The following is a 22302-nucleotide window of genomic DNA, read 5'->3' as shown; positions in this document are numbered from 1 at the left end:
GTCAACGCCTTCTGCTCGTTCGCGCGGCGTCCCCGTCGACGGGCATCCAAAGCCCGGTTTCCCTTACGGTCGAAGGCATCCACCCACCGCCACACCGTCTTGGGCGCCACCTGAAACGCCCTCGCCGCAGCGGCCTGACTCATCCCCGCCTTCACCGCCGCGACCACCCGGCGACGCAGATCCTCCTGCGCCGCCGGGGAAAGCGACCGCGTATCACGCACCATCACACCCATACATAACCAACGATAACGGCATATTTGGGTTACGGGTCAATAAGAAGGGGCCCCGCCTCTACCCCAGGCGTTAACAGGGGGCCCTTCCTTACACCGTCAGCGCTTGTCGGCGGGGACGTAGGCCCGCTCGGTGGCGCCGGTGTAGATCTGCCGCGGACGGCCGATCTTGGTCTCCGGGTCGTTGATCATCTCGCGCCACTGTGCGATCCAGCCGGGCAGCCGGCCGAGCGCGAACAGCACCGTGAACATCTTCGTCGGGAAGCCCATGGCCTTATAGATCAGGCCGGTGTAGAAGTCCACGTTCGGGTAGAGCCGCCGGGACACGAAGAAGTCGTCGGCGAGGGCGATCTCCTCCAGCTGCATGGCGAGGTCCAGCAGCGGGTCCGGCTTGGCCATCCGGCCGAGCACGTCCTGGGCGGCCTTCTTCACGATGGCGGCGCGCGGGTCGTAGTTCTTGTAGACCCGGTGGCCGAAGCCCATCAGCTTCACGCCGTCCTGCTTGTCCTTGACCTTCTGCACGAAGGTACGGACGTCGCCGCCGTCGTCCTGGATCTTCTGGAGCATCTCCAGCACGGCCTGGTTGGCGCCGCCGTGCAGCGGGCCGAACAGCGCGTTCACGCCGGCCGAGACCGAGGCGAACAGGTTGGCGTTGCTGGAGCCGACCAGCCGCACGGTCGAGGTGGAGCAGTTCTGCTCGTGGTCGGCGTGCAGGATGAACAGCATGTCCAGCACCCGGGCCACCACCGGGTCGACCTCGTACGGCTCGGCCGGCACGCCGAACGTCATCCGCAGGAAGTTCTCGACGTAGCCCAGCGAGTTGTCCGGGTACAGCAGCGGCTGCCCGATCGACTTCTTGTACGCGTACGAGGCGATGGTCGGGACCTTCGCCATCAGGCGCACCGTGGACATCTCCACGTGCTCGGAGTCGAACGGGTCCAGGCTGTCCTGGTAGAAGGTGGAGATGGCGCTGACGGCCGACGAGAGCACGGCCATCGGGTGCGCCTCGCGGGGGAAGCCGTCGAAGAAGCGGCGCATCTCCTCGTGCAGCAGCGAGTGCCGCCGGATCCGCTCGCTGAAATCGGTGAGCTGTGCCTGGGTCGGCAGCTCGCCGTAGATCAGCAGGTAGGAGACCTCCAGGAAGGAGGACTTCTCGGCCAACTGGTCGATCGGGTAACCCCGGTACCGCAGGATGCCGGCATCACCGTCGATGTAGGTGATGGCGGACGAGCAGGACGCGGTGTTCACGAAACCGGGGTCGTACGTGGTCATCCCGGTTTCCTTGAGCAGCTTGCTCACCCCGATTCCGGCGGGGCCCTCAACCGCGGACTGCACCGGCATCGACAGCTGCCCACCGGGGTGGTCGAGCTTGACTTCCGTCATCTGTTCCTCGCTTCGCCGGCAAGATCTTCGTTGAATTGCCTTCGCTTCTACCGTAATCACGGCGCGGAGAACACCGCTCGTCATGGTTTCGGGGTGAGGTGTGCGTCACCTGTTCCCGGCCAGCCGGTCCGGAAACCGGATGGGAGCGCGACCATGGACACGTTCCGGAGGTCGTCACGACAGCGTGAGCCGCCGCAGCGTCCCGTCGTCACCGACCCGGTAGAGGTCGAGCCGGTTGGCTCCGGCGGCGAACAGACGGTCGTCGGCGAGCAGCGCCGCGAACCGCCGCCCACCGGCGTCCGGCGGCACGACGGGCACCACCGCGCCGACCGTCCCGTTGACCGCCACGGCGAGCCGGGTGCCGTCGGGCACGTCGTGGGGCACGGTGCCCCAGACCAGCGCGGGCAGCCCGCCGCCGGCCGGGTCGACCGCGTCGAACGCGTCCCGGTTCGCCACCGTGGCGGACCCGCCTGCGGGTCCGTCACCGGCCCGGGTGCCGACGAGCGGGTCGACCGGAACCGGCGGGAGCGCGGCGGGCACCCCGCCGGTGATCGTGACCGGTTGGCCGGGGCGGTCGTAGAAGCGCTTGCCGGCCCGCTCGCGCGGCGCCGCCTTCGCCGACCGGCCGTCCATCCGCCAGGGCACCCGCATGTGCGTCTCGTCGGCGATCGTGGGCAGCAGGTCGACGTGTTCCCAGTTGCGGTCGTCCACCCGTCCGGCGCGCTGGCCGGGCTCCTTGACGAACGTCGGCACCCAGGCCACCTCGTTCGCGGCGTGGTTGATGGCGTCCATCCCCCGGCCCTGCCAGTCCCGGCGGAAGCTGACGCCGTGGTCGGCGGTGACCACCACCAGCGCCTTGTCGTAGAGGCCGGTGGCGCGCAGCGTCCGCAGCGTCTCGCCGATCAGCCGGTCGGTGTAGCCGAGCTGGGCCAGGTGCCGGGCGCGGGCCAGGTCGACCCAGCCGGGGCCGTCGTTGGGCAGGTCGTCCGGCGCCGCGTAGTGCGCCCCGGACGGCAGGTACGCCCACGGCGAGTGCGGCATCAGCAGGTGCAGGAAGTGCAGCGTGGGCCGGGCGTCGGGACGCAGACCGGCGAGGAACGAGGTGAACCGGGCCGGCTGGTTGTCGTCGAGCGTGTCCCAGCGGAACTTGGGGTCGTCCGGCACCGGCTCGGCGGCGTCGAGCCCGGCCTCGGCCGCGGTCCGCTCGCGGTAGGAGTCCTCCGGGTCGATCCGGCTGTCCACCGGCGCGGCGATCCGGCCGAGCAGCCGGCCGCTCTCCCGGACCAGCACACCGAGCCCCTGTTCGGGGGTGGTCGCCTGTTCGCAGCGGCTCGGCGGGCAGAGCCGGGTGATGCTCTCCTCGGCCTTGATCCGGTAGAGGCCGCCGAGCGCGGTGAACAGGTTGTCCGGGTACTGCGAGTAGTGCGGCGCGGCCCCCCGTTCCGGGTAGCGCCCGGTGAGCATCGCCGGCAGCGCGTAGGGCGTCCAGCCGCTGACGCCGGTGGCGTTGCGGTACCAGGTCGACTCGCCGGCCAGCGCCGCGAAGTTCGGGTAGCGGGCGGCGTCGATCCGGCCGTCCGGGCCGAGCAGGGAGACCAGCGGCAGCTCGTCGAGCACGATCATGACCACCGGCGGGTGCGCGCCCGCGCCGGCCACACCGGCGGCACCGCCCTCACCGCGGGGCAGCACCACCGCCGACGCGGGCGAGGCGAACAGGAACAACCCGACGAAGACCAGCGGCCCGGCGGCGGCCACCCGCAGCACCCGCCGGGGCGCCCGCCACCGCCGGTGCGCGGCCGCCCCCGCGGCTGCGGCCGCACCGGCGACGACCAGCAGGGGTACGCCCCGAAGCGGCGTCAGGTGCCGGCCGACCTGGACCGCCAGCGCGGCGAGCAGCAGGCCCACGAGCGCGGTGTGCACGGCGGCCCGGGTGTGGCGTCCGGCGGGCAGCGCGAGCGCGCCCAGCAGCGCGAACAGCACTGTCGGCGCGAGCGTGATCAGGGCTACCAGGAGCAGCACGTCGGCCCGGGAGGCGCGGTGGAACAGGAAGAAGTCGGGGCTGCGGCCGAGGACGTCGAGCAGCGGCTGGGTGACCACCAGCCCGGTCAGCGCCGCCACCTCGGCCAGCCGGGCCGCCTCGGCCCGCCACCGGGCCCGGTGTTCCCGCCGGTCCGGGACGGCCGCGCGGTCCCGGGGTGGCGTGAGGGTGTCCTCAGCCACCCATCACCACCTGGTAGAGCGTGCGGGTGCGAGACGGCAGCTCGGTCCGGGCGGCGATCCGGCCCCGGCGGGCCAGCAGCGCCTCGAAGGCGTCCCGCCGGTAGTCCGGGAACAGGCCGTCGGGTTTGTTCGCCAGCAGCCGGCGCGCCATCGGGTCGTCCGGGTGGACGAACTCCACCACCAGGCTGCCGCCGGTGGCGGTGAGCGCGGTGAGCTGGTCCAGCACCTCGGGTAGCGGTACGTTGCGCCCGATCGCCAGGTGGTGCACCACGGCCAGGGCGAGGACGGTGTCCGCGCGGGCCCGGTCGGCGAAGGCGGCCCGCTCGACGCCGCGCCAGCCGCCGCCCGGGGACGGGTCGGCCAGGTCCATCACCAGCGGCAGGATCCGTGTCTCGCCCTCGTCGCGCAGCGCGCGGTAGAGCGTGTCGACCACCGCCGGGTCCTGCTCGACGGCGACGACGTGCGTGGCGTGCCGGGCGGCGATGCGGGCGTACCGGCCGTCGTTGGCGCCCAGGTCCAGCGCCGATCCGCCGCCGGCGGCGGCCACCGCCCGGTCGACGAACTCCTCCTTGGCCTGCCGGTCGGGCACCGAGTACGCGCAGGTGCGCTGGTAGTCCGACCAGTGGCTGTCGCCGGGCCGGTGGTCGAGCCGGCGGACCAGTTTCGCCAGCCCGCGTACCGTGGCCAGGGCCAGCTCGCGGGAGAACCCGGCGGCACGCAACTGGGCGCGGACGTCGGTGGTGCTCGCGGCGGAGTTGCGGGCCTGCATGGCGCCGTGCAGGTGCACGTGGGTGGGCACACCGGCCCGCCAGCGCCGGACGCCACCGAACAGCCGGCGCATCTGCTCCGGCTCGACGCCGTCGACGCGGGCGCGCAGGAACGGCTGGAAGTCCAGCCCGAGGTGGGCCTGGATCAGCAGCGGGTAGAGCAGCGTCTGGCAGAACTGCCGGTAACCGGCCCAGGGTTCGCCGTCGCGCAGCGCCTCGAACGAGCCGACGTCGATGAAGACGGGCCGGGCGCCGCGCCACTGCACGTTGTAGGCCGAGCCGTCCTTGGTGGTGAAGCCGACTTCGAGGGCGGCCCGCAGCACGTCCAGGTGCAGCAGCGCGGCGTCGCGCAGCATCGCGGACGACCACTCGTACGGGTGCGAGACGAACGGGATCCGCTCGTGCCGCAACACCGCCGTCCAGGGCGCGTCGACCGGGGTGGGGGTCAGCTCCTCGGTGCCGACGATCTGCCCGCCGGCGGTGGCCCGCCGGAAGAAATCGGTCACCGACAACGCCCGCCAGTCGCGGGCGGAGCGCTCGTCGAGCCCGCGCAGCACCTCGTCGCCCCGGTGGAACACCCGGTTACCGGGGTCGCGGAAGGAACCGGGTTCGACGCGGACGCCGGTGTCGGGGATCGTCACGCCGCCGGGCCCTGGTCGGTGGGCTGACGCCGGAAGCGGGACACCAGGCGGCGCCAGTAGAGCTTGGCGGCCACGGCCACCCCGGCCACCCCGCCGACCACTGCCTGCACGATGAGACTGCCGGATCCCGCGTCCAGGTAGGCCAGATGCGTCACGGCTGTTGTTCCTTCCGTCGCCGGGTCATCGGAGCACGTCCGGAATGCGAGGTTCATTGCTCGGAGCCGGACTTGTCCCACCGTAACGTCTCCGTGACCGGGTGCGCGGCCACACCGGCCACTCGTCCCCCGTCCGATCCGTTCAAGACGGGCCTGGCCGGTCGCGCCTACCGTGACCGGCATGACACCGCAGTTCGACCTGATCGGGGCCGTCGTCACCGACACGGCCCGCACGCTCGACTTCTACCGGCGGCTCGGCCTGCCGATCCCGGACGGCGCCGAGACGGCGGGCCACGTCGAGGTCACCCTGCCGAACGGCGTACGGCTGGCCTGGGACACGGTGGCGACGATCCGCAGCTTCCACCCCGGCTTCGACCCGTCCGGCGGCAACAACCGGATGAGCCTCGCCTTCCGGTGCGCCGACCCGGCCGAGGTGGACCGCTGGTACGCCGAGCTCACCGGCGCCGGACACCACGGCGAACTGCCGCCGTGGGACGCGTTCTGGGGCCAGCGGTACGCGGTCCTGCACGATCCGGAGGGCAACGGCGTGGACCTGTTCGCCCCGCTGCCCGCAGCCGGCTGACGGGCCGCTCCCGGCGGGTCAGCCGGCCACCGGCGGATCCCGGCCGGTCAGCTCGCCGGCGGGCGGCTCCGGGCGGGGTCGAGCAGCCGCGTCGGCGGCACCCCGGCCAGCTCCCGCACCTCGCGGGTCAGGTGGGCCTGGTCGGCGTACCCGCTGCGCACCGCCACCTCGACCAGCGGCGCGCCGGTGCGGGCCAGGTCCAGCGCGCGGCGCATCCGCAGGATGCGGGCCAGCGTCTTCGGGCCGTACCCGAACAGGGCCCGGCTGCGCCGGTGCAGGGCGCGCTCGCCGAGGCCGACCTCGGCGGCGGTAGCGGCGACTGTGGCCCCGGCGGCCAGACGGGCGGCGACATGCGCGCCGAGCGGGTCGGGGCCGCCGGCCGCACGCAGCCGGTCGCGGGCGACCCGGGCGAGCACCGCGGCGGCGGCCTCGTCGGCGGGGCCCGGCGCGGCCGGCGCCACAGCGACCCGCTCGGTCACCTCGGCGGCGGCACGGCCCCACAGGTCGGCCAGCGGTACGCGCCGGTCCCGCAGATCCTCGGCCGGCACCCCGAACACGGCTGGGCCGGTCCCCGGGGGCAGGCGCAGCCCGATCCACCGGTCCCCCGGCGCCGACCGCGACAGGTGCGCGGTGCGGTCCGGACCGGCGACCAGCAGGCCGATCCGGCTGGACCAGAGCAGATCCAGACACCCGTCCGGCAGGACCCGCGTCTCACTCCCGCCCGAGACGCTGCTCCACGCCACAGCGCCCGGGACCTCCCGCGCATCCCACTCCCGGTACACGCCCCCCACCCTGCCATTTCCCCGTCGATCATGAAGTTGACGGTGCCGGCACCCGGCGTGTCGCACCGCCAACCTCATGATCGACCGAGTCGGTCGGGGGTGGGTCAGGGGCGGTGGTGCATGGCCAGGCGGAGCAGGAGGAAGCGCAGCGCGGTCGCGGCCAGGTTGGCCGTCACCAGCGCCGCCAACTCCAACGGGCGGCTCGGGGGTGTGGTGGCGTGCAGCACGGCCAGGGAACCGCTGGTCAGGGCAAGGCCGAGCGCGAACGCGAGCAGTCCCTGGAGATGGTGCCGGCCGACGTGCCGGCGTCCGGTCACCCCGAACGTGAGCCGCCGGTTGGCCGCCGTGTTGGCGACCGCCGTGAGCAGCAACGCCAGCAGATTCGCCGGTTGCGCCCCGAGCGGGCCGCGGGCCAGCACGAACAACAGCAGGTACGCGAGTGTGCTCGCCACGCCCACCGCGGCGAACCGGGCGACCTGGCGGGGCAACCCGACCGGCACCTGTGCCGGCGGGGCCGGCAGCGGCCCACGGCCGAGCTGGGCGCGCAACTGCGCCAGCGGCAGCGCGCCGGTCACCAGCGCCCGCCCCAGCCGCCCGATGCCGCGCAGGTCCGCGAGTGCGGTGGCGACGATGTCGACGCGGCTGTCCGGGTCGTCCACCCAGTCCACCGGCACCTCGTGGATACGCAGCCCGGCCCGCTGCGCCAGGACCAGCAGCTCGGTGTCGAAGAACCAGCCGGTGTCGCGGACCAGCGGCAGCAGCTCGGCGGCGACGTCGGCACGGATCGCCTTGAACCCGCACTGGGCGTCGGAGAAACGCGCCGCGAGCGCACCGCGCAGCAGCAGGTTGTAGCCACGCGAGATCACCTCCCGCCTGGCGCCCCGGACCACCCGGCTGGTCCGTGCCAGCCGGGTGCCGATGGCCAGGTCCGAGTGCCCGGACAGGAGCGGCGCAACCAGCGGCAGCAGCGCGGCCAGGTCGGTGGACAGGTCCACGTCCATGTACGCGAGCACCGGCGCCGGGGAGGCCGACCAGGCGGCGCGCAGCGCCCGCCCGCGGCCCTTCTCGTCCAGGCGCAGCACCCCCACCTCGGGCAGCTCGTCGGCGAGCGCCCGCGCCACCGCCGGGGTGCCGTCCACGCTGGCGTTGTCGGCCACCGTGATCCGGAACGGGTACGGGAACTGCGCGGTCAGGTGCGCGTGCAGCCGCCGGACGCAGGGACCCAGGTCGGCCTCCTCGTTGTACACCGGAACCACCACGTCGAGTACCGCGCTGCCGGCACCGGGGCGGGCCTGCACGGCGGCCCGGGGCGCATATGTGTCGGTCATGGCTCAGCCCTGCTCTCCGCTGCTCAGGTCGTACACGGTCACGCCGTCGACGGTGGTCGCGGTGAAGTTCTCGGCGACCCAGGCGGCGATCTCGGCCGACGCGTTGCTGCCGCCGTTCGCCCGGAACCCGCCGCCGCCGAGGAAGTAGTGGATCCGCCCGTCGGCGACGTACTGCTGGAACCGGGCGAGCGTCGGCGACGGGTCGCTGCCGTTGAAGCCGCCGATCGGCATGACCGGCCGGCCGGTGGCGAGTTGGTAGCCGGAGGCGTTGTTCGAGCCGATCGTGGCGGCGGCCCAGGTGTAGTCGTCGGCGCCGGCGCGCAGCAGCGCGGTCATCTCGGCGCTCGGCTCGCGGGCCTCGAGCAGACCGCCCGTGCCGCCACCGCGCTGCCCCCGGCCGGCCCGGCCGTTCGCCGGACCGGCGCCGCCGGTGCCGTTGTCGCTGTCCTGCCCGGTGCCGCTGTCCTGCCCGGTGTCGCCGGGTGCGCCCGGAGCCGGGCCACCGCCCGGGAAGCCGGGGAATCCACCGGCGTTCGCCCCGCCGTCCGAGCCGGTCCCGTCCGAGCCGGTGCCGTCCGGGAAGCCCGGGAGCTGCCGGTTCCCGCCACCGGGACCACCGGGGAACTGCCCGTTCCCGCCGTCACCCGGCATCCGCCCGCCCGGTCCACCGGGGCCGCCGAAGCCGCCCGCTCCGGCCGGCCCGGCGCTGGGGATCGAGCCGCTGTGCGGGGTGGCCGCTGTCTGCATCGCGTACGCGGCCGGCCCGGCCAGCGCCACCGCGATCCCGGCGACCGACACCACCGGAACGACCCACCGCACCACCCGCCGCCCAACGGTCCCGGCCGAACCCGCCCCCGTCGAGTTGACCAAGGACTTTGCGTCGCCCGGAGAGCCGTTCCCGGACACGAACTCCTTGATCACCGGAGAGGGCGGGGAGCCGGGAGAGGGCGGGGAGCCGGGAGAGGGCGGGGAGCCGGGAGAGGGCGGGGAGCTGGGAGAGAGGGCGGGCGGGGCGGGGCGGCGGGCGTGGGTGAGGAACGCCGCCGCGGTCAGGAGGGCGGCCGCGGTCAGGCCCAGGGCCAGCACCGAGGGGCGCAGCCACGGGTACCAGTCGGGAGTACGGCCGAGCAGGTGCCAGGACCACCAGGAGGTGACCGCCAGGGTGCCGGCCAGGACCAGCGCGGCGATGAGCCGGCGCCACCGGCCCGGCGCCGATCGGGCGCGCCACAGCAGGGTGGTCCCGATGCCGACCAGCGCACCGACCGCCGGGGCCAGGGCGACCGTGTAGTAGGCGTGGAAGATACCGGACATGAAGCTGAAGATCAGTCCAGTGACCAGCAGCCAGCCGCCCCAGAGCAGCAGGCCGGCCCGGGTGCGGTCGGTACGCGGCGCCCGCCCGGCCAGCCACAGCCCCGCTACCAGCAGGACCAGCGCGGCCGGCAGCAGCCAGGAGATCTGCCCGCCGACCTCGGTGTCGAACATCCGCAGCAGCCCGGTCTGGCCGGAGAACGGTCCGCCGCCTCCCCCACCGGGCCGTCCGCCGCCGCCGACGCTGCCCACCTCGTCGCCCGTGATGCGGCCCAGCCCGTTGTAGCCGAGAGTCAGCTCCAGGATGCTGTTGTCCTGCGACCCACCGATGTAGGGGCGGGCGCTCGCCGGCACCAGTTCGACGATCGCCACCCACCAGCCGGCGGCCACGACCACTGCGAGCCCGGCCAGCAGGAGCTGGCGGATCCGCCGGCCGGGGCCGGTCGGCGCGGCCAGCAGGTAGACCCCGGCGAAGACCGGGATCACCAGGAACGCCTGGAGCATCTTGGTGAGGAAACCGAGGCCGACGAGCACGCCGGTCAGCGCGATCCACCGGGTGCTCGCCGTCTCGACCGCGCGCACCGTCGCGTACGCGGCGGCGACGAGCAGGAACACCAGGAGCGCGTCCGGGTTGTTGAACCGGAACATCAGCGCCGCCACCGGGGTGAGCGCGAGCACCGCCCCGGCGAGCAGGCCGGCGGCCGGGCCGTACCAGCGGCGGACCGTCGCGTACAGCACGCCGACCGAGGCGACGCCGAGCAGCGCCTGCGGCACGAGGATCGACCAGCCGCTCAGGCCGAAGATCCGCACGGAGAGCGCCATCAGCCACAGCGACGCGGGCGTCTTGTCCACCGTGATCGAGTTGGCCGCGTCCGAGGAGCCGTAGAAGAACGCCGTCCAGCTCTGCGACCCGGCCTGCACGGCGGCCGAGTAGAACGCGTTGGCCCAGCCGGAGGCGCCCAGCCCCCACAGGTAGAGCAGCGCGGTCACGCACAGCAGACCGACGAGGGCGGGACGGGTCCAGCGCGGGTCGCGGCTGGTGCGGGTCTCCTGAGGTACCGGCGCGGGAGCGGGCTCGGTGCCGGGTGGACCGGCCGTGGGCGCGGTCGGCATCGTCTCGGTTCTGTCCATGCCGGCAAGCCTCGGCGGGCCCGCTGGCCCGCTCCCGTGAGCGGCCTATGCGTCGGCTGTGGATCCCGGCAGCCACACGGTGAACGCGGTGTGGCCGGGCCGGCTGGCCACGTCAACCCGGCCGTGGTGCGCCTCCACCACGGCGGCGACGATGGCCAGTCCGAGGCCGGTGCTGCCCTGCGCGCGGGACCGGGAGCTGTCGCCGCGCGCGAACCGCTCGAAGACCTCCGGCTGCAGCTGCTCCGGGATGCCCGGCCCGTCGTCGGCGACGCGCAGCTCGACGCCGCCGGGCGCGGGCGCGAGCCGGACGGTGACGGTGGTGCCGGCCGGGGTGTGCACCCGCGCGTTCGCCAGCAGGTTCGCCAGCACCTGGTGCAGCCGGTGGGCGTCGCCGGCGACGGTGAGCGGCTCGTCCGGCAGGTCGAGCTGCCAGCGGTGGCCGGGCCCGGCGACGTGCGCGTCGCTGACCGCGTTCACCGCCATGGCGGTCAGGTCGACCGGCTCGGCGGCGAGCGGGCGGCCGGAGTCCAGCCGGGCCAGCAGCAGCAGGTCGTCGACGAGGCTCGTCATCCGGGTGCTCTCCGACTCGACGCGGCGCAGCGCGTGCGCCACGTCGGGCGGCACCTCCTGGCGTCCCCGGCGGGCCACCTCGGCGTACCCGCGGATGGCGGCCAGGGGGGTGCGCAGCTCGTGGCTGGCGTCGGCGACGAACTGGCGTACCCGGGTCTCGCTGGCCTGCCGGGCGGCGAGCGCGGCGGCGACGTGGCCGAGCATCCGGTTGAGTGCGCCGCCGACCTGCCCGACCTCCGTGCGGGGGTCGGTGTCGGCGGCCGGCACCCGCACGGACAGGGCGACCTCGCCGCGGTCCAGCGGCAGCTCGGTGACCCGGGCGGCGGTGGCGGCGACGCGGTTGAGCGGACGCAGCGTGGCCCGGACGATGATCAGGCCGAGGACTCCGGCGATGACCAGGCCGGCGCCGATCACCCCGGCCTGTGCGACGAGCATCCACATGACCGTGTCGTCGACCTGGGCCAGCGGGATCGCGAGGACCAGCACGTCGCCGTCGCCGCGCGGCGACGGCAGCGCGACCGCCCGGAAGTCGCCCCGGTCGCCGACGACGACGGTGCGCGGTCGTTCGCCGGCGGACACCCGGGCCAGCGCGGTCAGGTCGGCGGCGGGCACCTCCTCGCTCCCGCCGCTGCCGGACCGGACCCGGCCCACGGGTTCGCCGGCGACGGGCACCCGGACCGCGATCGAGCCCGGCGGGAAGCCGCCGGGGGGGTCGGGCGCCACCTCGCCGGAGTCCGGCAGGACGGGCCGCTGGTCCGGGCGCGGCGGGTCGGCGCCGCGGCGGGCCCAGCGTTCGAAGTCGGCGGGCCGCCGGTCGCCGAAGGTGAGCTGGTTGTCGATCTGATCGATCAGGAAGTGCCGCAGCGCGACAGTGGTCAGGCCGCCGATGCCGACGCTGACCAGCGCGAGCAGCGCCACCACGGAGAGCACCAGGCGGCGGCGCAGCGACCAGCCGGCCAGACGGCTGCGCAGCCGGCTGCCCCTGTCACTCGGCGGGCTTGAGGACATAGCCCGCCCCGCGCAGCGTGTGGATCATGGGCGCGCGGCCGGCGTCGATCTTCTTGCGCAGGTACGAGATGTACAGCTCGACCACGTTCGCCTGGCCGCCGAAGTCGTAGTTCCACACCCGGTCGAGGATCTGCGCCTTGCTGAGCACGCGGCGCGGGTTGCGCATGAGGTAGCGCAGCAGCTCGAACTCGGTGGCGGTGAGCGTGACCAGGTCGTCGCCGCGGCGTACCTCGTGGCTGTCCTCGTCGAGGGTGAGGTCGCCGACGGTGAGCACCGCCTCCTGGCGGGCGGCGACCGCGAAGCCGGAGCGGCGCAGCAACGCACGCAGCCGGGCGATCACCTCCTCCAGGCTGAACGGCTTGGTGACGTAGTCGTCGCCGCCGACGGTGAGCCCGGCGACGCGTTCCTCCACGGCGTCGCGGGCGGTGAGGAACAGCACCGGCACGCTCGGGGCCTGTTCGCGCAGGCGGCGCAGCACCTGGAAGCCGTCCAGGTCGGGCAGCATCACGTCGAGCACCACGGCGTCCGGGCGGAACTGGCGGGCGGTGGTGACCGCCGCCATCCCGCTGCCGGCGGTGGCGACCTGCCAGCCCTCGTACCGCAGGGCCATCGAGAGCAGGTCGGTCAGTGTCGGCTCGTCGTCGACGACGAGCACCCGCACCGGTTCGCCGTCCGGTCGGCGCAGCTCGATACGGCCCTGCGCGGCCTGCGCGTTCATGACCATGCCCCCCATCGTGGGCGGACCCGCTGTCGGCGGGCTGTCCCGATCCTGTGTACCAGCTGTGCGCGCCCTCCGACGGCGATCCGGGCAGGTCCGGTGGGTGTTCCGCACCGGGGCTACCCGGTGGTGACTTCCCGGCATGTCCATCGACGGTCGTGTTCCCGACCGGTCGGCCGGGAAGGTGGTGCTGGTGACCGGCGCGGCCCGGGGCATCGGCGGGCACACCGCCCGCCTCGCCGCCGCGGTGGACGGGACACTCGCGACGCTGGGCGGATCGACGCGGTGGTGGCGAACGCCGGGGTGGCCGACCGCGGCACGATCGCCGTCGGCGACGTCGAGGCGCTGGTGCGTACCGTCGAGGTCAACCTGATCGGGGTGATGCACACCACGGCGTGGCGGTCGGCACCGCCCATCCGTCGTGGGTGGACACCGACCTGGTCCGTGAGGCGCGCGCCGACCTGCCCGCCTTCGAGGCGGCGCTGGCCCGGCTGCCCTGGCCGCTGCGGCGCACCACCACGCGGCGACTCACTCGGTCGCGCCGAACGGGAACGTGTGCACGTACCGCATCGTCCAGCCGCCCGGGGACGCGTGGTCGTCGCGCTCGTAGAGGTGGTCGGCCACCCCCTGGCCCGGTTCCTCCGGATGGCGCAGCACCCACCGGGGCGGCGGCGCGCCGTCCGGCCCGGCGGGCAGATCCCGGGTCAGCTCGTCGGCCGGCCCGCCGACGAACCGTACGCGCACCGCGGCCACCGCTGCCCTCCGTCCGTCGACGCCCTCGCCGCGAAGCTACCCCGCCGGAGTGCGAACCCTCTGCGGTTTGCACAGCTCCGGGGCCGGGTAGCGGGGGGACCGGAGGGCACCGGACGAGGCGAGGAGTGGGCGATGAGGACGCTGGGCGGGCGGTACGAGCTCGAACAGCGGGCCGGCCTGGGTGGCATGTCGGAGGTGTGGCGCGCGCACGACCGCGTGCTGGACCGGACCGTCGCGGTGAAGCTCATCTCGCCCGCGCTGGACGGCGACGCGGGCTCGGTGGACCGCATCCGGGCCGAGGCGCGTTCGGCGGCGCGGCTGGTGCACCCGAACGTCGCCAGCGTGCACGACTTCGGCACCGCGACGCTGCCGGACGGACGGCCGGTGCCGTACATCGTGATGGAGCTGGCCGAGGGTGAGACGCTCGCCGCGCACCTGCGAACCGGGCCGCTGGACTGGCGGATCGCGGTGCGGGTCTGCGCCGAGGTGTGCGCCGCGCTCGCCGCCGCGCACGCGCACGGCATCGTGCACCGGGACGTGAAGCCCGCGAACGTGATCCTCACCCCGTGCGGGGTGAAGGTGCTCGACTTCGGCATCGCCGCCCCGGCCGGCGCGACCGACCCCACACCGGACGGCATCGTGGTGGGTACCCCGGCCTACCTGGCCCCGGAGCAGCTCGACCGGCGGCCCGCCACTCCGGCCGCCGACATGTACGCCCTGGGCGTGCTGCTGTACTACTGCCTCACCGGCGAGCTGCCGTACGAGGCGGGCAGCACCACCCAGCTGCTCGGGTCGCGCCGCCGCCGGCCGCCCCGCCCGCTGCCCGAGGTGCCCGGCCTGCCGGGCGAGGTGGCCGAGCTCGTCCGCCGCTGCCTCGACGCCGACCCGTGCGCCCGGCCGACCAGCCCGATGGCCGCGCTGCTGCTGGCCGAGGCCGTGGACGCCCGGGTCTACGTGCCGATGACCGCGACGCCGCCCCGGCAGCGCGCGCCGCAGGTGTCGCCGTGGACCAGCCGGGCCGCCGCCGAGGCCACCGAGGCGATGGCCGTCGACGCCGCGCCGAGCGGCCGGGCCGGCTGAGCACGCGTACTGGCTGCCCGAGTGCGGTTTCGCCGCTCGGGGTCCGGGAACGCGGCCCGGTGAGCGACGGGAGGAACGCGATGCCGGATCCGAGTTCCTGGCTGGCCGAGACGGCCACGGCGACCGCGGCGGGCGGTCACGTACGCACCGACGACGGCGGGCTCTCCTCTGCCCTGGCGTCCCCACTGGCGCCGCACTGCACCGGCCTGACGCCGGAACAGCTCCTGGCCGCGGCGTTCGCCTCCTGCCTGCACCACGCGGCGGTGGAGGCGGCCGGGGAGATCACCGACGAGGCGCACACCGTGCAGGTGACCGCGGAGGCGAAGCTGGGCCGCGACGACGACGGCCGGTACCGGGCCGACGTGCACGCCGAGATCTCCTCGGCGGGACTGACCCGGGACCAGTTGGCCGACCTGGTCGCGTACGCCGACCGGCTCTGGCCGTTCTCCAGCAGCGACCCGAGCCGGCACCGGCTCACCGTGACCCCGGCGGAGAACGGCCGGCACTGAGCTGTCGCCAGCGGAAGCCGGCGGTCACCGCCCGGTGCGGCCGGGGCAGCCACGCGCGGCCGTGGAGCCCGGCCCAGACCGCTGCCGGCAGCAGCACCGCCAGCAGCGCCGGACGGGGGCGGCACAGCAGCGCCGCGAGCGCGGGCAGCGGTACGGCGATCGGATCGCGGGGCGCCGATCCCGGCTGGTCGGCGTTCCGCCGCCGGGCGAGGGCCGGCCGACCGGGTCACCCTCGGCCGAACGGTGGAGACAGGTACGGGCCGCCATCCGCCGGACCGAGCGCCCGTTTCACACCGTCGAAACCGACATAAGCATTCTTTCGGGTACGGTTGATCGGCGGCTTTCATGACTCTCCATCCCTAATGTCGTCCAGGAATCCGGCAGATTGTGGCGCATGCCACCAATCACCCCGATGGCAAAGACCGGGAAGCTTTCTAGCCTCGGCGGGTGCACCCCGACCACCCCGATCATCAGCCGCCGCCCGCCAACCGCCCGGTTCGCCGAACGATTGACCCGGCATCAGCCGAACGGAGGGTGGGACGTCACCGCGCCCCGGAGCCGCCACGACGCGGCCCGGCCCGGTCCGGACCCGGCCGGATCGCGGTGGCCACCGGCGTCACCTGCTGCCTCGGCCTGATCGGCGTGGCCGGAGTCGGCGAGAGCGGCCCGGCACACCTGGAGGTGCGCGAGGCGGTCGCCGAGCGGGCCGCCGCCGACCAGCGCGCCTCCCGCGACTTCACCCGGCGCACGCCACCGGCCGCCACGGCCCTGCCTCCGCCGGCTCCCGCACCCAGCGCCACCCCCGCGACGAAGGAGCCGCCGCGCAGGCCCGTGGCGCCCAAGCGCCCCCGGCCGGTGGCCGGCCTGGACCAGCGGCAGATGGACAACGCCCAGGCCATCGTCGACGTGGGGCGGGAGATGAAGATGCCCCGCCGGGCCCTGGTCGTGGCAGTGTCCACCGCCATGCAGGAGAGCAACCTCTACAACCTGGCCAGCGACGTGCTGCCGGAGTCCTTCGACCACCCGCACCAGGGCAGCGGCTCCGACCACGACTCGGTCGGGCTGTTCCAGCAGCGTCCCAGCAGCGGCTGGGGCACCGTCGCCCAGCTCATGCGCCCGGCGTACGCGGCCCGGGCCTTCTACGCCGCGCTGCGCGAGGTGCCGGGCTGGGAGGACATGAGCGTCACCGCCGCCGCCCAGGCGGTGCAGGTGTCCGCCTACCCCGACGCGTACGCCCGGCACGAGAAGCGCGCCACGACGGTGGTGGCGGCGCTGGTCTGACCCGGCGCGGGTCAGGCGGCGCTGCGCCCGGCGGCGCCGGGCCGCACGCTCGCCGCGGCGGTCGGGGTGTCCACCGCAACCCGATCACCACGTGCCCCGGCCAGGATCTCGTCGACCCGGGACTCCCGGCGACGACGCGCCAGCAGAGCCGCCTCGAACTCGCGGCGTGCCCGCACGGCCTCGGCGTACGCCTCCTCCCGCACCCGGCGGGCCTCCTCGCGTGCGGCCTCCAGCTCGGCGCGGGCCTGCGCCAGCAGTTCGGCGGCCTCCCGTTCGGCCGCCGACGGGCGGAACGCGTCCCCTTCGACCGGAGCGGTACGCCGACGCAGGAAGTCGCACAGGTGCAGGGCGTCCGACCGGATCTGGTCCCACTCCCGGCCGACCCCGGCGGCGCCCTCCGCACGCGCCGCCAGCCGCCCCAGCCGCAGGCCCAGCTCGTCCAGGCAGGCGTCGACCTGCCGCCTGTCGTAGCCGGCCTCCACCACCGAGAACCTCATGCGTCGCCCCCCAGGCAGCCGGTGTACGTCCCCACCTGCCGATCCTGCGGTCCGGGCGATCCCGGGCGCGGCCGTTCCCGCAAAATGTTCAGGATGCGGAGGCCCGGACTTCCCGCCCCTACTGGTGCTTCGGCAGCACGACCACCCGGCCGAAGAACTCGTCGATGCGGCGCACCACGTCGTTGAAGTCGTCCAGGTCGATCGGCTTCGTCACGTACGCGTTGGCCTGCAACGTGTAGCTGCTGACCACGTCGGTGTCGGCGTTGGAGGTGGTGAGCACGACGATCGGGATGGTCCGCAGGCTCTCGTCACCCTTGACCTCGCCGAGCACCTGCCGCCCGTCCATCCGGGGCATGTTCAGGTCGAGCAGGATCATGTCCGGGCGCTGCGCCTCGGTGTGCCGGCCCTCGCGCCGGAGGAACTCCATCGCCTCCTGGCCGTCGGCGACCACCTCGATGACCTTGTCGACGTCGGAGTCGGCGAGCGCCTCCTCGATCATCAGAACGTCGCCCGGGTCGTCGTCCACCACCAGGATGCGGACGGGGCTGGGACTGGTCTGGCCCATCGGTTTACCTGCTTCGTGGTGAGGAGGGCGTCCGGCCGCACGGCCGGCTGCTGGCGGGGAAATGTACCGGATCAGGGGGCGGCCGAGGCGGCCGGGTCGGCCGGGTCGCGGCCGTGGTGGAGCACCTCGGCGAGCCCGGTCACCTGGAGCACCCGGGCGACCGGCCCGGTCGCCCCGGTCAGGCGCAGCCAGCCGCCGTCGGCGGCGACGAGGTTGTCCCCCCGAACGAAGGCCGCGAGGCCGGTGGAGTCGCAGAACGTCAGTTCGGTGAGATCGAGAAGCAGCTCGCGCCGCCCCTCGGTGACCAGCCGGTCGATCGTCGAGTTCAGCTCGCCGGCCGTGCTGAGGTCGAGTTCGCCGGCCAGCCGGAGGCAGGTGCCGCCCCCGTCCCGCTGGGCGTACGTGACGGTGAACGTCACAGCGGCCCCTCTCGCTCCCACCGCAGGCGAATCCTTGCAGTGGTGCAAGTATATGTGACGGCCGGTCGAACTCCCGTCAGCGGCCCGCCGCCGACAACCCGCCCACCAGAGCACGGCCCCGGTCGAGGAAGGCGGCAGCGCGCGGGAAGTCGCGCAGCTGCTGTCCATAGTGCTCCAGCGTCGACCCGATCGCGCCCGCCGGCACACCCCGGCTCACCAGGATCTCCACCAGCCACTCGACGAACCCGGTGAACAGCGTCGCGTCGTCCACGTAGAGCGCGGCGGCCAGGAAGTCCACGATGTAGCCGAGGTCGCTGATCGTGGAGTCGAGCTGCGCCGCCGTGTAGTTGGCCGTCGACGGCACCCGCTCCCGCAGGTCGGCCAGGGCGCTGTCGATCAGCTCGCCGCGCCGCTTCACCAGGCTGACGTACTCGTCGTCGGCCAGGTGGTCCAGCCGCGCGGGCGGCGTCTCGCGCAACGCCCGCTCGTCGGCGACCAGGTCCGCCGCCGCCGGCGCGTCGGGCGCCCACGGCACACCGAGCACGCGGGCCCATCGGCCGTCGTCGCCGAAGCCCCGGCCGCCGACCAGCACCGGCACGTCGGAGCGGCGGCACGCCTCCACCATCCGGTGGGCGTGCGGCAGCCGCATCGGCAGGGCGCAGGCGAGCGCCACCGCCTCCGCGTCGTAGCGGTGCAGGTACGACACCAGGTGCGCGGCGGGGACGCTGGCGCCGAGGAAGACGACCTGCCAGCCGCGCAGCCGCAGCACCTCGGCCACCAGCCGGGCCGGCAGCGCGTGCCACTCACCGTCCATGCAGGCCATCACGATCCGCCCCCGGGTCGGGCGAGGATCGGCGTACGCGGCCACCGCGGCCACCACCCGCTCGCTGATGTGGGTGGCGGCGTGCTCCTCGGCCACGCTCCACTCATTGCGGGCCCAGCGCTCGCCCACCTCCGCCTGGGCCGGGGCGACCAGTTCCAGCAGCACCCGCTCGGCCGGCACACCCGCCTCCAGCAGCCCCCGGGCCGTCGCCACGGCGGCGGACTCGTCGGCGTCGGCCAGGCACTTCAGATAGCGGGAGAAGGCGTGGCCCGGGTCGGCATCGACGGTCGGCACGGTCACGCGGACAACTCCCTCGATCGCTCGGTCTCGGGATCCGGCACCGCGTGCAGGTGCCGCGGCGACCGCCCCGCCGGGCCGGTGGCCCGCAGCGCCAGCACGGCGATGTCGTCGTGGTCGCCGTGGGCGAGCCAGTCGCAGGTCACCTGCTCGATCCGTTCCGCGAGCGCCGGCGCGGGCATCCGGTGACAGCCGGTCACCGCGTGGAGCAGCCGCTCGGCGCCGAACTGCTCGTCACCACGCCGGCCGCCCCGGGCCTCGGTCACCCCGTCGCTGTAGAACAGGCAGGTCTCCCCCGCCGCCAGGTGCACCGTCTCCTCGCCGATGCGGGGATCGGGCACCACGCCGATCAGCATGCCACGCAGCGGCACCACCTCGACCTCGCCGGACTCCCGCAGCACCAGCGGCGGCAGGTGGCCGCCGCCGGCCAGGGTCAGCGTCAGGCCGCCGTCGCGGTGCGGCCGGGCCACGCCGAGCACCATGGTGGCGAACCGGCCCTGCCCGTGCGCCTGCGTGGTCTCCAGCAAGGCGTCGTTGAGCAGCTTCAGCAGCCGCCCCGGCCGGGTCTCGACCCGGTGCAACGCCTGGAGGCACTGGCGCAGCTGGCCGGTGAACACGGCCGCCTCCACACCCTTGCCGGACACGTCACCGAGGAAGAAGACGGAGCCGCCGTCGGCGAGCCGGTGCGAACCGTAGAAGTCACCGCCGATGCGCAGACCGGCCTGCGCCGGCCGGTACGCGGTGCCCCACTGCACGCCCGTCGCCGAGGCCGGCTCGACCGGCAGCAGACTGGCCTGCAACGTGTCGGCGACCTCGGCCTGGTCGCGGTAGAGCATGGCGGTGGTCAGCGCCGCGCCGGCCCGGGCCGCGAACGCGCGGACCAGGTCCACGTCGGCCTCGTCGTACCAGCGGTCGGCGCGCCGGGCCACCAGCAGCGCACCGGCCGGCGCCTCCCGGCCGGGCAGCGGCACCACCCGCGCGGTGGCGCCGGCGGCGTCCAGGCCGGGCAGCCAGCCCGCTTCGGCGGCCTGCTCGACCAGCCAGTCCAGCTCGTGCGGCTCGGCACCGGCGAGGCCGGCCTCGATGGCCGCGGGGAGCGCCGTGGCGGGCAGCATCCCGCTGTCCACCACCGGCGGCCGGTCGTCCGCGCGGACCGCCCGCCACCAGCGGGCGCGGCCGGAGCGGGGGGCGAGTACGAGGACCGCCACGTCGGCCGCCGTGGGCACGGCCAGCCGCACCACGGCGGCGGCGGCCCGGTCCGGGTGCAGGGGGTTGCCGAGCTTCTCGCCGACCACGGCGAGGAACGCCGAACGGGCCCGCTCGGCGAGCACCGCGTCGGCCCGGCTGAAACTCTCGGTGACGTCGTCGACGTACCAGCAGCGCCGGCGGTGGGACAACGCGACCGGGCGTACGCGCAGCCGCCGCCCGTGGTGGGCGAACTCGGCCGGGCCGTCGCCGCGCAGCGGGGCCGGGCCGGCGGCGGCCAGCGGCTCGCCGGGCGTCACCTCGGGGATCAGCCGCTCCGCGACCGGGCTCACGTGCTGGACGACACCGTCGGCGTCGCACACGACCAGGCCCTCACGGAAGTGCTCGACCACCTCGGACCAGTTCGCGACGGTGAGGTCGCGGTCGGCTGCCAGCGGCGGCAGGGCGGACGGCGCCGGCGCGACGGCGGACCACACCGGAGCCCGTGCGGCACTCGGCGTGGAGATCCGTCCGTCGCCCGGGTCGGCACCCCTGACGTCGGCAGCAGTCACCAGCTGAGCCCCACTCTCCTCGTCGACACCCGAGGGCGCCGGACACGGCGCCTGTGGTCACGTCTCGACGTCCACCCTACGCCGGTATGCCGCGACCGCCACCCCACGGCGCTGCCGGCCGGATCGCGCGTCCAGCGAGGTGATGGTGCTGTTGTTACGATCCTGTCATTCCGGCCCGACCGGCAACCTCGCGGAAAGGCGTGACGTGGTCCCTCAACGGAGAAGGCCCGAGGCGAGTCCGCTGAGCATCTCCGTGGATCGATCCGATCCGGCTGTCCCGGTGGTCGTCGTCGGCGGTGACCTGGCGTACGCCACCGCGGGCCCGCTGCGCGCCGAGATCGACCGACTGCTCGCCGGGCGCCCGACGGCGCTGGTGTTCGACTTCGGCGACCTGCAGTTCATGGACAGCACCGGCCTGTCCGTGATCGTGCACACCTGGCGGGAGGGCCAGCAGGCCGGCACCGCCATCGAACTGCGCGCGGTCCCGCGCTTCCTGGAGACCATCCTCGACCTGACCGGCGTCACCGGCCTGCTCGACCGCGCGCCGGTCGACGACACCGCCGGCCACCCCGCGCCGGGTTCGACCGCGTCCGCGTGACCCCGGGGGTTTCCCGGCCGCGCCCGGCTGGGAACATGGAGGCGTGCCCGCCCAGATGCTGACCATCTCGGTGGACCGGCTCGACGCCGGTTCCGCCCGGGTCCGGCTGGCCGGGGAGCTGGACTTCGACACCGCGCCGGAACTCGTCGAGGCCGTGGCCGGTCTGCGCCGCGACGGCCGTCAGGAGCTGGAACTCGACTTCGCCGGGGTGGGCCTCTGCGACTCCTCCGGGCTGAGCGCGCTCGTGGTGATCCACCGGGCCGGCACCGGGGCCATCCGCCTGCTGAACCTGAACCCGCAGGTGCGGCACCTGCTGGACCGCACCGGCCTGGCCGAGCTGCTGGCCGCCCCGCCGCGTGACCTGACCGGCGGCGGGGCCCGCGAGGCGGGCTGACCCGACCCGGCGGACAGGGGTGACCCCCGGCCCTGGGACCAGGGGCCGGGGGCCGGGAGGATGGCTCAGGCGGCCGGCGCGGCCTGCCGGTGCGGTGCCTCGTCGCGTGACCGGCCCGCGGATGGCGGTTCGATGTCCTCCGGCGCGCCGGAATCGGGCGTCTGGAACAGATAACGGACGAAGTCACCGCTCATGTCGTCGTCGTCCGCGCCGGGCCACTGCCCGACGCAGTCGACGCCGACCACCTCGCGTCCGCTGCCGTCGTGGTGCTCCAGCAGGGCCCAGAGGGTCACCGGGTAGGAGCGGGTGGCGTCCGGGCCGATCCGCCAACGGGCGTACCAGCCGGGACGGGCGGGGACGATCTCCACGATCCGTTTCATGTCGACCTGCCCTTCCGCGTGCGTCGGAAGTTGTCCGGTCCGTCCGAGCCTGCCGCCCGCCGGGGTGAGCGCTCCTCACCCGCAGCGAATGAAGCGTCCGCCGGGCGGTCCGCCGTTACCTTCCC

General features: G+C 74.5%; 23 protein-coding genes. 6 read left to right on the top strand and 17 right to left on the bottom strand.

Going from position 1 to position 22302, the window contains the following annotated elements:
• The 5 genes from C569_RS32450 to C569_RS33765 form a co-directional block, all read right to left on the bottom strand.
• Positions 1-233, bottom strand: a 233-nt coding sequence (locus C569_RS32450; RefSeq protein ID WP_155945538.1) for a helix-turn-helix domain-containing protein, incomplete at its 3' end; no start/stop codon positions are given.
• Positions 234-329: 96 nt separating this feature from the next.
• Positions 330-1613, bottom strand: a complete 1284-nt coding sequence (locus C569_RS0118520) for a citrate synthase (RefSeq protein WP_018787273.1) — start codon at positions 1611-1613, stop codon at positions 330-332.
• A 174-nt stretch (positions 1614-1787) separates the two neighbouring features.
• Positions 1788-3833 (bottom strand): sulfatase-like hydrolase/transferase, encoded by a 2046-nt coding sequence (locus tag C569_RS0118515; RefSeq protein ID WP_018787272.1) that lies wholly within the window; start codon positions 3831-3833, stop codon positions 1788-1790.
• Positions 3826-5241: a methyltransferase domain-containing protein gene (locus C569_RS0118510; protein WP_018787271.1), complete on the bottom strand. Its 1416-nt coding sequence runs from the start codon at positions 5239-5241 to the stop codon at positions 3826-3828. The genes C569_RS0118515 and C569_RS0118510 overlap by 8 nt, the downstream gene beginning before the upstream one ends.
• On the bottom strand, positions 5238-5396 hold the full coding sequence (locus C569_RS33765) for a hypothetical protein (protein WP_018787270.1): 159 nt from the start codon (positions 5394-5396) through the stop codon (positions 5238-5240). Before C569_RS33765 ends, C569_RS0118510 begins: the two co-directional genes overlap by 4 nt.
• Positions 5397-5577: 181 nt before the next feature.
• Between C569_RS33765 and C569_RS0118500 the strand changes: the two genes are divergently transcribed.
• On the top strand, positions 5578-5979 hold the full coding sequence (locus C569_RS0118500) for a VOC family protein (protein ID WP_026268327.1): 402 nt from the start codon (positions 5578-5580) through the stop codon (positions 5977-5979).
• A gap of 47 nt (positions 5980-6026) precedes the next feature.
• On the opposite strand, the gene C569_RS0118495 is transcribed toward C569_RS0118500, so the two are convergent.
• The 6 genes from C569_RS0118495 to C569_RS0118470 form a co-directional block, all read right to left on the bottom strand.
• Positions 6027-6761 carry a helix-turn-helix transcriptional regulator gene (locus C569_RS0118495; RefSeq protein WP_018787268.1) on the bottom strand — a complete coding sequence of 245 codons (735 nt, stop codon included), beginning with the start codon at positions 6759-6761 and terminating at the stop codon, positions 6027-6029.
• Positions 6762-6865: 104 nt separating this feature from the next.
• On the bottom strand, positions 6866-8089 hold the full coding sequence (locus C569_RS0118490; protein WP_018787267.1) for a dolichyl-phosphate beta-glucosyltransferase: 1224 nt from the start codon (positions 8087-8089) through the stop codon (positions 6866-6868).
• Positions 8090-8092: 3 nt separating this feature from the next.
• On the bottom strand, positions 8093-10528 hold the full coding sequence (locus C569_RS0118485) for a glycosyltransferase family 39 protein (RefSeq protein ID WP_018787266.1): 2436 nt from the start codon (positions 10526-10528) through the stop codon (positions 8093-8095).
• A gap of 45 nt (positions 10529-10573) precedes the next feature.
• Positions 10574-12106 carry a cell wall metabolism sensor histidine kinase WalK gene (locus C569_RS0118480; RefSeq protein ID WP_018787265.1) on the bottom strand — a complete coding sequence of 511 codons (1533 nt, stop codon included), beginning with the start codon at positions 12104-12106 and terminating at the stop codon, positions 10574-10576.
• Positions 12084-12824: a response regulator transcription factor gene (locus C569_RS0118475; RefSeq protein ID WP_091051371.1), complete on the bottom strand. Its 741-nt coding sequence runs from the start codon at positions 12822-12824 to the stop codon at positions 12084-12086. The genes C569_RS0118480 and C569_RS0118475 overlap by 23 nt, the downstream gene beginning before the upstream one ends.
• A gap of 528 nt (positions 12825-13352) precedes the next feature.
• Entirely contained in the window at positions 13353-13577 is a 225-nt protein-coding gene (locus tag C569_RS0118470; RefSeq protein WP_018787263.1) for a hypothetical protein, read from the bottom strand.
• A gap of 132 nt (positions 13578-13709) precedes the next feature.
• On the opposite strand from C569_RS0118470, the gene C569_RS0118465 reads away from it, so the two are divergent.
• From C569_RS0118465 to C569_RS0118455, 3 genes are all read left to right on the top strand, one after another.
• Positions 13710-14657: a serine/threonine-protein kinase gene (locus tag C569_RS0118465; protein WP_018787262.1), complete on the top strand. Its 948-nt coding sequence runs from the start codon at positions 13710-13712 to the stop codon at positions 14655-14657.
• Positions 14658-14737: 80 nt separating this feature from the next.
• Entirely contained in the window at positions 14738-15166 is a 429-nt protein-coding gene (locus C569_RS0118460) for an OsmC family protein (RefSeq protein ID WP_018787261.1), read from the top strand.
• Positions 15167-15613: 447 nt separating this feature from the next.
• Positions 15614-16447 (top strand): hypothetical protein, encoded by an 834-nt coding sequence (locus C569_RS0118455; RefSeq protein WP_196806744.1) that lies wholly within the window; start codon positions 15614-15616, stop codon positions 16445-16447.
• A gap of 11 nt (positions 16448-16458) precedes the next feature.
• Here C569_RS0118455 and C569_RS0118450 read toward each other — a convergent pair whose 3' ends face one another.
• The 5 genes from C569_RS0118450 to C569_RS0118430 form a co-directional block, all read right to left on the bottom strand.
• Positions 16459-16944, bottom strand: coding sequence for a h+transporting two-sector ATPase b/b' subunit (locus tag C569_RS0118450; protein WP_018787259.1), 486 nt, complete (start codon positions 16942-16944; stop codon positions 16459-16461).
• 118 nt (positions 16945-17062) lie between these two features.
• Positions 17063-17509 (bottom strand): response regulator, encoded by a 447-nt coding sequence (locus C569_RS0118445; RefSeq protein ID WP_018787258.1) that lies wholly within the window; start codon positions 17507-17509, stop codon positions 17063-17065.
• A 71-nt stretch (positions 17510-17580) separates the two neighbouring features.
• Complete coding sequence (locus C569_RS0118440; RefSeq protein ID WP_018787257.1) at positions 17581-17928, bottom strand: STAS domain-containing protein; 348 nt, start codon at positions 17926-17928, stop codon at positions 17581-17583.
• Between the two features lie 76 nt (positions 17929-18004).
• Positions 18005-19051, bottom strand: coding sequence for a B12-binding domain-containing protein (locus C569_RS0118435; protein WP_018787256.1), 1047 nt, complete (start codon positions 19049-19051; stop codon positions 18005-18007).
• Complete coding sequence (locus tag C569_RS0118430; protein WP_026268325.1) at positions 19048-20805, bottom strand: PP2C family protein-serine/threonine phosphatase; 1758 nt, start codon at positions 20803-20805, stop codon at positions 19048-19050. The genes C569_RS0118435 and C569_RS0118430 overlap by 4 nt, the downstream gene beginning before the upstream one ends.
• Positions 20806-21058: 253 nt before the next feature.
• Between C569_RS0118430 and C569_RS0118425 the strand changes: the two genes are divergently transcribed.
• Both C569_RS0118425 and C569_RS0118420 read left to right on the top strand, forming a co-directional pair.
• Complete coding sequence (locus C569_RS0118425) at positions 21059-21403, top strand: STAS domain-containing protein (RefSeq protein ID WP_026268324.1); 345 nt, start codon at positions 21059-21061, stop codon at positions 21401-21403.
• A gap of 43 nt (positions 21404-21446) precedes the next feature.
• Entirely contained in the window at positions 21447-21797 is a 351-nt protein-coding gene (locus C569_RS0118420; RefSeq protein WP_018787253.1) for an STAS domain-containing protein, read from the top strand.
• Between the two features lie 65 nt (positions 21798-21862).
• On the opposite strand, the gene C569_RS0118415 is transcribed toward C569_RS0118420, so the two are convergent.
• Positions 21863-22177, bottom strand: coding sequence for a hypothetical protein (locus tag C569_RS0118415; RefSeq protein WP_018787252.1), 315 nt, complete (start codon positions 22175-22177; stop codon positions 21863-21865).
• Positions 22178-22302 lie beyond the last annotated feature (125 nt).

The sequence above is a fragment of the Micromonospora sp. CNB394 genome (assembly GCF_000374985.1).
Lineage (GTDB): Bacteria > Actinomycetota > Actinomycetes > Mycobacteriales > Micromonosporaceae > Micromonospora > Micromonospora marina.
Note: the sequence above shows the minus strand (reverse complement) of the source record. Positions and strands in the feature narration are given on the sequence as shown.

Coding starts and splice junctions, on each gene's coding strand:
- C569_RS0118520 (WP_018787273.1), bottom strand. CDS start 1,613: ATGACGGAAGTCAAGCTCGACCACCCCGGTGGGCAGCTGTCGATGCCG.
- C569_RS0118500 (WP_026268327.1), top strand. CDS start 5,578: ATGACACCGCAGTTCGACCTGATCGGGGCCGTCGTCACCGACACGGCC.
- C569_RS0118490 (WP_018787267.1), bottom strand. CDS start 8,089: ATGACCGACACATATGCGCCCCGGGCCGCCGTGCAGGCCCGCCCCGGT.
- C569_RS0118485 (WP_018787266.1), bottom strand. CDS start 10,528: ATGGACAGAACCGAGACGATGCCGACCGCGCCCACGGCCGGTCCACCC.
- C569_RS0118480 (WP_018787265.1), bottom strand. CDS start 12,106: ATGTCCTCAAGCCCGCCGAGTGACAGGGGCAGCCGGCTGCGCAGCCGT.
- C569_RS0118475 (WP_091051371.1), bottom strand. CDS start 12,824: ATGAACGCGCAGGCCGCGCAGGGCCGTATCGAGCTGCGCCGACCGGAC.
- C569_RS0118465 (WP_018787262.1), top strand. CDS start 13,710: ATGAGGACGCTGGGCGGGCGGTACGAGCTCGAACAGCGGGCCGGCCTG.
- C569_RS0118460 (WP_018787261.1), top strand. CDS start 14,738: ATGCCGGATCCGAGTTCCTGGCTGGCCGAGACGGCCACGGCGACCGCG.
- C569_RS0118450 (WP_018787259.1), bottom strand. CDS start 16,944: ATGAGGTTCTCGGTGGTGGAGGCCGGCTACGACAGGCGGCAGGTCGAC.
- C569_RS0118445 (WP_018787258.1), bottom strand. CDS start 17,509: ATGGGCCAGACCAGTCCCAGCCCCGTCCGCATCCTGGTGGTGGACGAC.
- C569_RS0118415 (WP_018787252.1), bottom strand. CDS start 22,177: ATGAAACGGATCGTGGAGATCGTCCCCGCCCGTCCCGGCTGGTACGCC.